We start from the raw sequence: 13,679 nt of genomic DNA on the forward strand, positions 1-13,679 counted from the left end.
CCTACACCATGGTGCACAAGGCCGCGCAGCGCACCGCCACGCCGCACGCGTCGATCGCCCCGGTTCCGGCCCGCTGATATTCTCGGCCTGAACCCGCAGGGAAATTCCCCAGGCAGTCAGACTAGTGCTAAAGTTCCGAGCCATGCCATCTGGTATTACCTGGCGGCATCATGCAAAGTTGATATCGGGAGAGACTGCCTGGCCAAGCGCCGGGCAGCGCCGAAGGAGCAACCGCCCCGGAAACTCTCAGGCAAAAGGACCGGTATCACGTTTGAACTCTGAAGAACCCCGGCGCTCGTCAGCCGGCGGTACCGAAGGAGCAAGCGATCCCCGCCACCCCCAAAGTGGCGTATCGTGAATCTCTCAGGTCAAGGACAGAGGGGGCGTCTTTTGCGCATGCTGCGCAAGAGGCTCCCATCCGACGTCCTGGAACCATAGAGATGAAATCAATTGCCGTTATCGGTGGTGGCATCACCGGCGTGACCACTGCCTACGCGCTCGCCAAACGCGGTTTCTCGGTCACCCTGCTCGAAAAACACCGCTATGCCGCCATGGAAACCTCGTTCGCCAACGGCGGCCAGCTTTCCGCTTCCAACGCCGAAGTCTGGACACACTGGTCCACCATCCTCAAGGGCATCAAGTGGATGCTCAAGAGCGATGCGCCGCTGCTGGTCAACCCGCGCCCGAGCTGGCACAAGCTGTCCTGGTTCGCCGAGTTCATCGCCGCCATTCCCCATTACCGCAAGAACACCATCGAGACCACGCGCCTGGCGATTGCCGCGCGTGACCACCTGTTCTCCTGGGCGGCGGCCGAAGGCATCGATTTCGACCTGAAGAAGGAAGGCATCCTCCATATCTATCGCGACAAGGCGGGTTTCGAGCATGCAGGCAGGGTATCGAAGCTGCTGGCCGAGGGCGGGCTGGAGCGCCACGCGGTCACGCCGGAAGAAATGCGCGCCATCGAGCCGACCCTGGCCGGGCAGTACTACGGTGGCTATTTCACCCAGAGCGACTCTACTGGCGACATCCACAAGTTCACCAGCGGCATGGCCGCGGCTATCGACCGCCTGGGCGTGCGTTGCCTGTACAGCCAGGATGTCCAGTCGGTCAGCACTGACGGCCGGCAGGTCACCATCGTCAGCAGCGACGGCCAGCAGGCCGAATCGCGCGTGTTCGACGGCGTGGTCGTCTGTGCCGGCACCGCCAGCCGGGCGTTGGCGGCCAGCCTTGGCGATCGCGTCAACATCTATCCGGTCAAGGGCTATTCGATCACCGTCAACCTGAACGACGCGCAAAGCCAGGCGGCCGCGCCCGTCGTGAGCCTGCTCGACGACGAGACCAAGCTGGTCACCAGCCGCCTGGGCGTTGACCGCTTCCGCGTGGCGGGCACGGCGGAGTTCAATGGCTACAACCGCGACATCCGCGCCGACCGCATCCGTCCGCTGGTGGAGTGGGTCAACCAGTGCTTCCCCGGTGTCAGCACGCGCAGCGTGGTGCCCTGGGCCGGCCTGCGGCCGATGATGCCTACCATGCTGCCGCGCGTGGGCCGGGGCCGTGCGTCCTGCGTGTTCTACAACACCGGCCACGGCCACCTGGGATGGACGCTGTCGGCGGTCACTGCGGACATGATCGGCGATGTGGTGCAGCAAGCCATGGGCGCCAGGCGTGCGCATGGCGTGCAGGACTCGGTGGCGCTGGTGACTCCGTAAGGGGCCGGACGCGTTACGCGCCAAGCGCGGCCATATTCTCCACCCGCAAGGTCTGCGGGACCGACAGCGAGATATCGGCCGCGCGCAGCCGCTTCAGTATCTCGAACAGCAGGTCGCTCTTGGTCGCGGTGGCGATCCGCGGGCTGCCTACGTAGCCCGTCACGCTTAGCGTGATCCCGTTCGGCGCCAGCTGGCTGAACGTGACGGATGGCGCGGGCTTGTCGAGAATCGCTTCATTTTCCCGATAGGAGTCGAGCAGCAGTTCGCGCACCTGTTCAGGATCGATGTTCAACGGGAAGGTGAGCAGCAGCGTCGCGACGCCTTGCGTGCTGTTGCTCATCGTCACGTTGCGCAGGTTCTGCGAGATCAACTGCGAGTTGGGCACGATCACGGTCGAGCGGTCGCCCAGCAGGATCTCCGTCGCGCGCACGTTGATGCGCTTGATGTCGCCCTCCACGCCGCCGATGCTCACCATGTCGCCGACCTTCACCGGGCGCTCGGTCAGCAGGATGAGCCCCGACACGAAGTTCTTGACGATCTCCTGCAGGCCGAAGCCAATACCCACGGACAGCGCGCTGACGATCCAGGCCAGGTTTTCCCACCTGACGCCCAACAGCGACAGCGTCAGCAATACGATCAGCACATAGCCGATGTTGCTGAACAGCGTGATGAGCGATGCGCGCAGGCCCGCTTCCATGCAGACCTTCGGCAAGAGTTCCGCGTCCAGCCAGCGCCGCACCGAGCGCAGCAGGTAGGTGCCGACCGAGAGCGCGATGACAGCGTTCAGGATGCGGTCGGGCATGATGTTGAGGCTGCGCAGCCGCTCGCCGCCGAGCATCGTCAGCAGGCTGTTGAGCAGGTCGCTCGGCGTGGTGCCGAAGCCGCCGGTCAGCAGCGCGATGACGGCCACCAGGAGCAGCAGGCTGGTGCCGATCCCCGAGAGCACCGTCGACGCCTGCGCGAGATGGCTGTCCCCGAGTCCGAATAACTGCTTGATGACTTTGCCGCTTGGATGGTGCGCGCTGAACACGCTTTCGCAGACGTCGCGGGTCAGTTGCGTCAACAGGTACAGGCTGCACAGGACGATGTCGATCCAGACAAGCTCGTAGGTCAGGAAGCGCGCGAACGTGATGTAGCCGATCAGCAGCGCCATCAGCGAGGCGACGACCGTCACCGTTACGCCAGCGTGGATCAGGCCCGCAAAGGTGGAGCGCGATTCAGGCCGCTCGCCCGCAGCGGCGAGCTTCGTGCGCACGCGGTTGGCGCGCAGCAGCGCCGCGCCGATTGTCAGCACCACCACAAGCGACACCAGGCCGCGGCCTAGCAAGGTCACCTGCAGGCTTGTGTCCGCGGTCCGGTTGAGTTGCTCGAGTGTGCCGGCGATCAGCAGCAGGCCCGCGAGGACACTAGGGAACGGACGCATCGCCAGCGCGACCTTGTCGGCGAGCGCAGGCACGCGCCATGAGGGATGGCGCGTGCACAGCAATGCCCGTCCCAGGCCCGCGATCAGCGCGCTTGTCAGCGTCAGCTTGCCGAGTTCGCTGATCAGGTCCTGCACCTGAGCTGGCAATTCGTAGTGCGGGGCGAAAGCAAAACACACAATCTGTACCGCGATGGCGGTTGCCGCAACCGTCGCGAGTGCCGTTGCAAGCGCGAGTGCGCTGCGCCGCAGCCGGCTCTCGGGCAAACGGGTCAGACAGAACCATGCCAGCGCCCGCTCGATCAGCCGCCGGCCGATGGTCCAGGCGCCGATCGCAAGCAGCAGAAGCAGGGCGGTGATTGCCTGCCGCCCGGGCTGCCAGGCCAGGTCCCACAACGGGGTAACTTGTCCCTTGAACGCGTTCAACCGCTGCTGGTCCTCTGGGCTTGGCGCGAACAACGGCTCCCAGAATGCCATGCTGAGAATGCTGGCCGAGCGCAGCGCGAGCTGGTTCTTCAAGCGGCTGCGCTGCAGCTTGGCGATCTGCTCGGTCAGGTTGGTGACATTGCCCTTGACCTCGGCCGCTTGCTTCAGTCCGCTGTCCAGTTGCGCCTTGCGCGCGTTCAGGTCTGCCCTCTGCTGTGCGACTGCAGCGGCCTCCGGTGTGGTGCCGGCGGCGGGTGGCGGCCCGAGCACGTCGAGCTGTGCCTGCAACTGCGCACGCTGGGGCGTGAGCGCCGCGCTCAGCTTGTCGACGTCGCCTGCCAACTGGTGGATGGCGTCATCCAGCCCTTCGAGCTGCGTGCCGCTGGTGGGCGACGATGCCAGTTGCTTGATGCGGTCCTGCTCGGTCTGGAGCCGTTTCAGCTCGGCAACGGCATCCGCGCGCGATGGCGGCCTGGTCGCGGGAGCATCCGCATTCGCGGTGGTGTCGGCGGCTGCCGCGGCCGGAAGCGCTGTGGGGATCAGGTGCAATAGCGCAACCAGCACAAGGCTCAGCGCGAGCCTGGGGAGTTTGCTCATAGAAAGAGATAGATCCTTACTGATCGGCTTGCCGGGCCGGCAATCGCGCAGGTTCGCGTGGATTGCCATGGCTCGTCAGACGGTCGATGACCGGCGGGCGACGATCAGGATGTTGGGCGGCCGCGCGGCGATCGAGATGGAAGTCGATCGGAGCGCCAGGGGCGATCTTGCCGGCGTGTGCTCTATAGTCCGTCGGACTATTGGCGATGCCGCGTGATTGGCACGCCGCTTGATACGGGAGAATTGCCTGAAAGAGTTTGAATTATACAGAAGGCATCGCGCGCCCTTGGTTTTCAGCAGGCAACAGGCGCTTGCGTCACTCGACCTGTACCATCCAAGGTTTCACGCGAGCGGCATGCAAGCTCTGCTATTCTTGGTCAGCCGCTGCTGCCGCGGCGTGGGTTTTCATGGTGGTGGTTTATTCCCGTGTGAGATCATGTCCGTCAACGCCAATACCTCCATCTCGCTCGCGGCCCCTGTATCGATTGACGCATTCGGGTGCGCCGCGGAAAAGCTCTCCAAGGATCAGAAGCTCGCCGGCAGCGAGATCCAGTTTTTCCGCAAAAGCTCGCCGGGCGAGAAAGCGAGCCAGGTTATCACTTCGGCGTCGAATCGTGGCTTTCTGGTCGGGGTTTCGCTGTGCACGGGACATCGCCGCCGGGTGTTTCATGAGCGCCGCGCGAGTACCCACGAATTTGAAAGGAACTCCATCTATATCCGGAATTTCTTTGAAGACTATAAAGCCGATTTTTATGGTTATTTCGATTTCATCCTGCTGGAGATTTCCCGCACCTTTATCGAGCGCACCAGCGCGGAACTAGGCCGCTCGCGCATCCTGGGGCTGCGCAGCGCGGCGGGAGAGCAAGACCAGGTACTGGCGCATCTCGCCCAGGCGGCGGCGCCGGCGCTGAGCCACCCCGGGATGGCCAGCAAGCTGTTCGTCGATCAGCTGGGCTTCACCATCGGGACCTATCTCGTCGAGCACTATGGGAATGGATCCGTCGCGACGCCCAAGACAAACCGGTTGCTGTCGCAACGCAGCGTGGCGATGGCCAAGGAAATGCTGATCGCCAAGATCGATGGCGATCTGTCCATTGCGGACGTCGCCGACGCCTGCAACCTGTCGCGTAGCCATTTCACCCGTGCCTTCCGGGATACGACTGGCCAGACACCCTATCAGTGGCTGGCGGCCCAGCGCCTGGAGCGCGCCCGCGGGCTCCTGCGCGAATCAGGACTCTCCCTGGCGGAAGTGGCCGTGGCTTGTGGCTTCTCCGATCAAAGCCATTTCACCCGCGTGTTCTCGCAAGCGGTCGGCGTCTCTCCCGGCAACTGGCGCCGCAGGGTTCACGCCTGACGCGCTGGGCGCAAGGCCAATGCGTCAGCGCCGATGCTAGCCGGTGCCGAGGCACAAAACAATTGTCCCTTGGTATGGGTAGACGGCGCCCGCTGTGCTCCACACAATGCGGCTGTGCCACTGTTGGCATTACCACCGTCAGTGCCTGAGCAACTTGCGACCAAGCCATGAATGACTCTCAAGCCGGCACTGCCGGCACGCCTGCCGCCGAGCGCGGCAGCGCCGGTGCTGCCGGCTCGCCGTGGAGCCCGCTGCGGCACCGCACTTTCCGGATGCTATGGATCGCCACGGTGGCGTCCAATGTGGGCACCTGGATGAACGACGTGGGTGCCAGCTGGCTGATGACCTCGCTCGATCCCGATCCCCTGATGGTCGCCCTGGTGCAGGCAGCGGGCAGCCTGCCGATGTTCCTGTTCGCCCTGCCGTCCGGGGTGCTGGCCGATATCGTCGACCGGCGCAAGTACCTGATCTTCGCGCAGCTTTGGACGCTGGTCGTGGCGACCACGCTGGGTGTGCTTGCGCTTACCGGCCTGGTCAACGCCCATGTGCTGCTGCTTGCCGCGTTTTTGCTGAGTACCGGCGCGGCGATGAGCTCGCCGCCGTTCCAGGCCATCGTGCCGGATCTGGTCGACAAGGCGGACTTGCCGCCGGCCATTGCGCTGAACTCCCTGGGGATCAATATCAGCCGTGCGATTGGCCCTGCGCTGGGCGGCTTGATCCTGTCGTTCTCCGGGCCCGCGGTGGTCTTTCTGCTCAACGCGCTGTCGGTGCTGGGCGTGACGCTGGTGCTGTATCGGTGGAAGGCCGAGCCCGCCCGGCGGAACCTGCCGTCTGAGCATTTCTTTTCGGCCGTGCGTGCCGGCCTGCGGTACGTGGAGGCCGCGCCGCTGCTGCGGGTCGTGCTGGTCAGGGCGGTCGCGTTTTTTCTCTTCGGCAGTGCCGGCTGGGCGCTGCTTCCGCTGGTGGCCAGGCGGGAACTGGGCCTCGGTCCGGGCGGATATGGCTTGCTGCTGGCCAGCATCGGCCTGGGCGCCGTCGGTGGCGCCCTTGTGCTCCCCAAGCTGCGCGGCCGGGTCTCCGCCGATCGCATGGTGGTGCTGGCAAGCCTGCTGTTCGCGCTGAGCTTGCTCGCGCTGGCCTATGTGCGGCATTTCTGGCTGCTGGCAGCCGCACTGCTGTTTGCCGGGCTGGCTTGGATCGCGGTACTGTCCACACTCAATGTGGCCGCCCAGCGCAGCGCCGCGGGCTGGGTCAAGGCACGCGCGCTGGCGGCTTACCTGACCGTGTTCTTCGGCGCCATGACTGCGGGGAGCGCGCTATGGGGCAAAGCCGCCGCGCTGCTGGGCATTCCCGTCGCCCTGGTGCTGGCGGCAGCGGGGCTGGTCCTTGCATGCGCCACTGCACTGCGGTGGCGACTGGGCATCTCGCCGGAACTGGACCTGGCGCCTTCAGGTTTTCTGCACCCGGGTGAACTGGACGTGGCCCACGACCGTGGGCCGGTGATGATCTGCGTGGAGTACGAGGTTGCGCGCGAGGATACGGCAGCGTTCGCCAAGGCCGTGCAGGAGATGCGCCGGATTCGTCGTCGCAGCGGTGCGCTGTCCTGGGGTGCCTACGAGGACCTGGCCGCGCCCGGACGCTTTATCGAGACCTTCCTGGTGGAGTCGTGGCTGGAGCATCTGCGCCAGCACGAGCGCCACACCATGAACGACAAACTGATCCAGACGCGCGTGCATGGTTTTCACCGCGGTGCCGCGCCGCCCGTCGTGCGCCACCTGGCAGCACCGGACGGCAGCTGACCACACCTGCGCCGGATCAGGGCGGGGTGGCGTCCAGGCGCGGCAGCAGTTGCCTGGACAGCGCCAGGATCAGCAGGATCACGAGCACGCCGCTGATGGCGAACAAGGCCGGAATGCCGGCCGTGTCCACCAGGCGCGCGGCCAGCAGCACGCCAAGGCCCTGGCCGGCGAACAGGCAGAACGCAAACAGGGCGACGGCGTTCGCGCGTTGCGAAGGCGCCATCTGCGTGGCGGCGGTTTGCATTGCATTCAGGACGATGTAGTAGCCACAGCCCGCGCACAGGCACCCCGCGGCGATCCAGAGCCAGTGTTGCCCAAGCGCAATGCAGGCCATCCCCACGCCAAGCAGCGCGGCCGCCAGCCTGGCCAGGCGCTGCCGTCCCATCCTGCGAATCAGCGCCGGCGCGAAGCCGGCGTACAGCAGCCCGCCTATGCCGTGCATCGACGTGATGGCGCCGGCCGCTGCCAGGGACAAGGCAAAGCGGAGCTTGAGGTAGGTCGGCACAAAGGCGAACACGCTCGGGCAGAGCAAGCCCAGCAGCAAGGTCATGCCGAGTACCCGGCGCACCCATGCGGATTTCAGCAGGGTTGCTGGCCCCGGCCGCGGGCCGGGTGCCCCGCGCTGCCAATAGCCGGCCGTTTCATCGCGGCGTGCCAGGCTGGCCAGGATCGCGGCCACGCAGGCGAAGCCGGCCGCCAGCAGCGCGAAGGCGGCACGCCAGCCCAGCGCATCGGCGACGAGCCCGGATACCCATTGGCCGGTCATCAGTCCGCAGATCGTGGCCACTGAATAGCGCGCGAGCAGGCTCTGCCGCGAGACCAGTGGTTCGGTGTCGCCGAGGCGCGCCAGGCAGATCGGGATGACGCCCGCGGCTGCGGCGCCGGCCATGGCGCGCAGCACCACCAGCCATTCGAAGCCAGGCGCCAGCGACTGGCTGAAATTGGCAACGGCGCAGGCCAGCAAGGCGGCCGCGATGACACGCAGCTTGCCGTAGCGCTCGGCCAGGGGCCCGTAGATCAGCTGGAATGCGGCGTAGGCCAGCATGAAGCTTGTCACCGCCACACCGGTCTTTCCCGCGGAGATCCCAAAATCGCGAGACAAGGCCGGCAGCAGCGTGTCGGCAGCCCGGATGGAGGCGGCGGCAAAGAAGCCGCTCAGGCCCAGGGCAAGCCGCTCGCGGCGCATGCCGAGTCCCAGGGGCATCACGCTTTCGGACATCGTCTTCAGTCCCCTGGCTGCGGCCCGGAATTCGCGCTTCGCGCCAGCACGTTCCCGATGCAACGGATGATGTCAGCTTCCATGAACGGTTTGCTGAGAAAACAGACAGCGCCGATCGCCTGGGCGCGTTGCCGGTAGCGCTCCTCGGGGAAGGCCGTCATGAAAATCACTGGCGTGGAAAACCCGCGTGCGCGGAGGTGTTCGCAAAGCGCGAAGCCGTTCATCGCGGGCATCTGCACGTCGGCGACCAGGCAGGAAATGGCATCGATGGTGTTTGACTGCAGCAGATCGTTCCCGCTCGCATAAAGCTCGACGCTCATGTTGAAGGAGCGGAGCAGGCTTCCCAGGGCTTGTCGGACAGCAGCATCGTCGTCGACGATGGCGATCACCGGGGTAGCTATCACACGATGTTCCTCCTTTTGTCATGAGCGGTGACGAAGCGGTCGGAGGCCCCCATCGCTTGCTACGAGGATATCGCGCTGTCGCACTCAGTGGAATCATACGGTGGTATTGTCGGCATCGGTCAGGGATTCCCCCCGGGCGCGCAGGGGAGGGCGGTCCGGCCGCGCCGTCCCCACCGTGCTATCAGGCCAGGCCTGGTCCGCGCGGGCAAGGCCTGACGTGGCCGGGGGTAACACCAAAGTATGAGACGGCGACACCGGCGCACGCCTCCTCTACAGCGGATTGCCCCTCCTTGGCGCAATATACTCTGAGATTCCCAGCTTTCATGATGCTGTCCCAGGTCCGATGAATTCGTTGCGCAGCTACAAGCTCGAGTATTTGCTGGACGGTGAGATCGCGCTGCTTCGCGGGACCGCCGCCGGATGCTCGCCCGTGCTGCTTTCGCTCGCCGGCCCGGCTGCCAGCGCGGCTGGCGTACGGCGACGCCTCGAGCACGAATACACCTTGCGGGACCTGCTGCGATCCGATTGGGCAGCGGTCCCGGTGGCATTGATCCGCTATGACCGCAGGCCGGCCCTGCTCGCGGCCGACGAGGGAGGCTTGCCGCTGGCCCAGATGCTTGGCCAGCCGTTCCCGCTGGATGCCTTCCTGGAAATCGCAATCGCCGTGTCCGCCGCGATCGCGGCCATGCACGAATCCGGCATCGTCCACCGGGACATCAAGCCTGCGCATCTCCTTCTCGCACCGAACCGGGAACGGGCCTGGATTACCGGGTTCGGTATCGCCACCGTCGCATCGTCCGGCACTTTGCCAGCCGCGGAACCCCAGATGCTGGCGGGAACCCTGGCCTACATGGCGCCCGAGCAGGCCGCCAGGGGAGAGTCGGCGGTCGACGCACGGGCGGACCTCTACGCGCTGGGCGTGATCCTGTATCAGATGCTTACGGGTGTCCTGCCGCTCGAAGCCAGCGAGCCGGTCGGCTGGGTGCACAGCCATTTCGCAAGACTGCCGGTGGCGCCGTGCGAGCGCAACGACGCCGTTGCGCCAGTGTTGTCGGCCATGGTGATGCGGTTGCTGGCCAAGGCGCCCGAGGAACGCTACCCTAGCGCGAGCGCGCTTGCCGGCGAACTGCGGCGGTGCCTTGCGGCGTGGCGCAACCAGGGCAGCCTGGATCTGGTCGCGAGCGCTCCATTGCCTGACTCGCCGGATATCCCGGGCGATGCGCCGGGTTTGCTTGCCGAGGGCCTGCAGCGACTGCCGCCAGAAACAGGCGCCTTGCTGATGGCCCTGTCTTGCCTGGGCAGCACGGTGCCGGCGGCAACAGCGGCTCAGGCGCTGGGTGTCAGCGAGGCACGCCTTGGCGGCCTGTTGGCCGAAGCCGTGGCCGGGGGCTACATCGTGGTCGGCGACGCCTGCTATCACTTCGCCCACGAACGGGTCCAGGAGGCGGCCTATGCCTTGATCCCGGCAGCTGATCGCCCGGCCTTGCACCTGCGGCTTGGCCGCCGGCTGGCGCAGCGGGTGGAGCACGGTGACAACAGCGGTGACAACAGCGGTGACAACAGCGGTGACAACAGCGGTGACATCGGCGGTGACATCGGCGAAGGCAGCCGCGACGGCGGCGTCTTCTGCGCGGTTGATCAGTTCAACCGGGCAGTCGGCATCCACCTCGATGGCGGCGAGCGGCTCCAGGTTGCCCAACTGAGCCTGGAGGCCGCACTTCGCGCGATGAAGACAACCGCCTACGACCGCGCCAGTGCCTATTTTTCCGCCGGCGAGCGATGGCTGCCAGACGGGGCATGGGAGACCCATCACGCATTGGCGCTGGCGTTGGCGATGGGGCGGGCCGAGTGCGAATTCGTTGGTGGCCGGCTCGGCGCTGCCGCGGCCAGTTTGCTGGACCTGAGCGCCAGGACGCGGACACCCTATGACCTGGCGGCGGTCACGCGGCTGCAAGTGGCGGTGCATACGGCGCTTGACCAGTCCGACCACGCCGTCCGGCTGGGGCTGGGGTTCATCCGCACGATGGGCCTGGACTTCCGGCCCGGCGCGCGGGGGCAGGTGGAGGAGGAGTACCAGCGCTTGCTTGCATTGCTGGGCGATCGGCCGGTCGAGTCGCTGGCCAGCTTGCCGCGCATGCATAGCCCGGTGTGGCGCGCCACGCTCAGCGTCCTGGCCGAGGTGATGTCGCCCGCGTCGTTCATGGACCGGAACCTGCGCGACCTGATACCGCTCTGGATGGCGCTCATCAGCCTGGAGCATGGCAACGACGAAGCCTCCTGCATTGCCTACGTTCACCTTGGCATGACGATCGGGCCACGCCGTGGCGACTACGGGCTGGGTTATCGCCTGGGCCAGGCCGGCCTGGCGCTGGTCGCGCAGGAGGGCATGGGCCGCTTTCGCGCCAAGGTCCATATGTGCTTTGGCGCGTTGCTGCTGCCGTGGACCCAGCCCATCCGCGGTGGGCGCGAACTGATCGAGCGCAGTTTCGAAGAGGGCCGGCAGACGGGGGATTTCAATTTCGCTGCCTACAGCCGCAACCAGCTGGTGACCCATCTGCTGGCTTGCGCGGAGCCGCTGGCCGACGTGGAGGCGAAGATCGAGGCTGGCCTGGCTTTCGCCCGCTCGCTGGGCCTGGGGCGGGTCGTCGACATCCTGAGCGCGCAATCCAGGTATGTTGCGGTGCTGCGGGGCAGGGCCGCGGGCTGGATGGCGCTGGACGCCAGCGAGCCGGGGCTGCCGGAAGCCGAGGCAAGACTGCAGGCCGACCCCCGCCTCGCCGTCGCCGCCTGCTGCTACTGGATTCGCAAGCTGCAGGCCTGCTTCGCCGCGGACGACTATCGGGGGGCGCTGGACGCGGCGGGCAAGGCGGAGCCGCTGCTTTGGGCCGCCCCTTATTTCCTGGAGATCGCGGACTATCATTTTTTCGCGGCGCTCACGCTGGCCTGGGCGCCGGCATTCCCGGGCCACACATCTGGCCACGTGCCTGGCAGCGCGCACGCGGCGGCCTTCAGGCGCCATCACGACCAGCTGAGCGCCTGGGCACGGGAGAATCCCGCCAACTTCGGCGCGCGCGCGGGCATCCTGTCGGCCGAAGCCTTGCGCATGGCGCGGGAGCCCTTGCAGGCCATGCGGCAGTACGAACAAGCGGCCCGCCAGGCGAGAGAGCGGGACCAGGTTCATGACGAGGCCCTGGCCTACGATCTTTGCGCGCGCTGCTGTTTCGAACAGGGCCTGGCGGCGCCGGCAATGGCTTACCTGCGCAAGGCACGCGATGCCTATGGCAACTGGGGCGCCGACGGCCAGGTGCGCAAGCTGGAGGCGCGCGCTCGCGCCCATGACGGCACGGATCTGGACACGGGCCGCGCGGCCATCGAACAAGCCGGCGTGGCGGCCCTTCAGCCCGCTACTTATATCGGCCCAGCCTCCCAGCTGGACCTCGACACCGCCATCAGGGCGACGCAGACGCTGGCCGGCGAGATACAGCTCGACCGCCTGATCAACACGCTGCTGACAACCACCCTTCAGCAGGCGGCCGCGCAGCGGGCGCTGCTGTTTCTCCGGCAGGACGGTGCACTGCGCTTGGCCGCGCAAGCCCGCACCGAGCGATCCGGCATCGTGGTCGACCTGGATCCGGCCGGTGCCGTGCCCTATCCCCGTGCCATCGTCGACGCGGCGCTCACGACCCGCGCGGATTTTGTCCTCGACAATGCCAGGACGCATGCGAAGTTCGGGCAGGATCCGGACGTCAAGGCGCGCAGCGTGCGCTCGGTGGCCTGCCTGGCGTTGGCAAAGCAGGCCGAGCTGATCGGCGTGCTTTACCTGGAGAATAATCTGGCAGATGCGTTGTTCACCGGCCGGCGAATCAACCTGCTGGCCATGCTGGCCTCCCAGGCGGCCATCTCGCTGGAGAATGCCAGGCTGTATGCCGAGTTGCTGCGCCAGAACCAGGAGCGCCAGCGGGCACAAGCCGAACTGGCGCACGTCTCCCGTGTCACCACGCTTGGCGAGCTGGCGGCATCGATCGCACACGAGGTCAATCAGCCGCTGACCGGTATCGTCACCTATGGCGGCGCGTGCCTGCGCTGGATCAACCGTCCTGAACCCAATCTCGATGAAGCGCGTCATGCGGTGGAGAACATGATCGCGGAAGGACTGCGCGCAAGCGAGGTGATCCGGCGCATCCGGGCGCTCGCGCGCAAGGGGGAGTCTCGTCGTTTGCCGTTGCAGCTGAGCGACCTTGCGGCCGAGACCGTAGCCATGGTGAAGCACCAGGCCGAGGCTCACGCCATCGTCATTGCCCAGGACTGCGTGGCCGGGCTGCCGCAAGTGCTCGGCGACCGCATCCAGTTGCAGCAGGTGATCATCAACCTGCTTGTCAATGCCATCCAGGCAATGTCATGCCGCCGCCCGGGGCGCCGTCACCTTCGTGTCACCACGGCGGCGCCAGCCGAGGGCCAGGTACTGTTGCGCGTGGAGGATACCGGCCCGGGTATCGAGGCGGGAAAGCTGGACAAGCTGTTCGAGGCTTTCTACACCACGCGCGAGCAAGGGCTGGGCATGGGCCTGTCGATCTGCCGATCGATCGTCGAAGCGCATGGTGGGTCCATATGGGCCGAGTCTCCCGTGCGCTCCGCGGCGCAAAGCGGCCAGCATCCGGCAGGCCCTGGCGCGGCCTTCTCCTTTACCTTGCCTGTGCCGCAACCACAGCCGTGACCTCTCTTAAAGTGATCGCTATTCAACTTGGAATGTG

General features: G+C 66.2%; 7 protein-coding genes, 1 pseudogene and 1 riboswitch. Of the genes and pseudogenes, 5 read left to right on the forward strand and 3 right to left on the reverse strand.

Annotated elements, in window-relative coordinates; translation table 11 throughout:
• Together AC1RQK_RS31175 and AC1RQK_RS31180 are read left to right on the forward strand one after the other, a co-directional pair.
• A pseudogene (locus AC1RQK_RS31175) lies at positions 1–77 on the forward strand (hydrolase); the annotation flags it as partial.
• 98 nt (positions 78–175) lie between these two features.
• Positions 176–272: riboswitch (glycine riboswitch) on the forward strand.
• Between the two features lie 168 nt (positions 273–440).
• Positions 441–1,709 carry a D-amino acid dehydrogenase gene (locus AC1RQK_RS31180; RefSeq protein WP_492375744.1) on the forward strand — a complete coding sequence of 423 codons (1,269 nt, stop codon included), beginning with the start codon at positions 441–443 and terminating at the stop codon, positions 1,707–1,709.
• A gap of 13 nt (positions 1,710–1,722) precedes the next feature.
• Here AC1RQK_RS31180 and AC1RQK_RS31185 read toward each other — a convergent pair whose 3' ends face one another.
• Positions 1,723–4,152 carry a DUF3772 domain-containing protein gene (locus AC1RQK_RS31185; protein ID WP_492813199.1) on the reverse strand — a complete coding sequence of 810 codons (2,430 nt, stop codon included), beginning with the start codon at positions 4,150–4,152 and terminating at the stop codon, positions 1,723–1,725.
• 355 nt (positions 4,153–4,507) lie between these two features.
• Here AC1RQK_RS31185 and AC1RQK_RS31190 point away from each other — a divergent pair, with 355 nt between their 5' ends.
• Both AC1RQK_RS31190 and AC1RQK_RS31195 read left to right on the forward strand, forming a co-directional pair.
• Positions 4,508–5,506 (forward strand): helix-turn-helix domain-containing protein, encoded by a 999-nt coding sequence (locus AC1RQK_RS31190; protein WP_492813201.1) that lies wholly within the window; start codon positions 4,508–4,510, stop codon positions 5,504–5,506.
• 167 nt (positions 5,507–5,673) lie between these two features.
• The gene (locus AC1RQK_RS31195; protein WP_492813203.1) at positions 5,674–7,305 is read left to right on the forward strand and encodes an MFS transporter; all 1,632 of its coding nucleotides are present in this window, start codon (positions 5,674–5,676) and stop codon (positions 7,303–7,305) included.
• 16 nt (positions 7,306–7,321) lie between these two features.
• Here AC1RQK_RS31195 and AC1RQK_RS31200 read toward each other — a convergent pair whose 3' ends face one another.
• Together AC1RQK_RS31200 and AC1RQK_RS31205 are read right to left on the reverse strand one after the other, a co-directional pair.
• Positions 7,322–8,509: an MFS transporter gene (locus tag AC1RQK_RS31200; RefSeq protein ID WP_492813205.1), complete on the reverse strand. Its 1,188-nt coding sequence runs from the start codon at positions 8,507–8,509 to the stop codon at positions 7,322–7,324.
• Positions 8,510–8,529: 20 nt separating this feature from the next.
• The gene (locus AC1RQK_RS31205) at positions 8,530–8,928 is read right to left on the reverse strand and encodes a response regulator transcription factor (protein WP_492813207.1); all 399 of its coding nucleotides are present in this window, start codon (positions 8,926–8,928) and stop codon (positions 8,530–8,532) included.
• Positions 8,929–9,271: 343 nt separating this feature from the next.
• Between AC1RQK_RS31205 and AC1RQK_RS31210 the strand changes: the two genes are divergently transcribed.
• Positions 9,272–13,642: an ATP-binding protein gene (locus AC1RQK_RS31210; RefSeq protein ID WP_492813209.1), complete on the forward strand. Its 4,371-nt coding sequence runs from the start codon at positions 9,272–9,274 to the stop codon at positions 13,640–13,642.
• The last annotated feature ends 37 nt before the right edge of the window (positions 13,643–13,679 follow it).

The organism is Cupriavidus sp. GW822-FHT02D05, assembly GCF_058802485.1.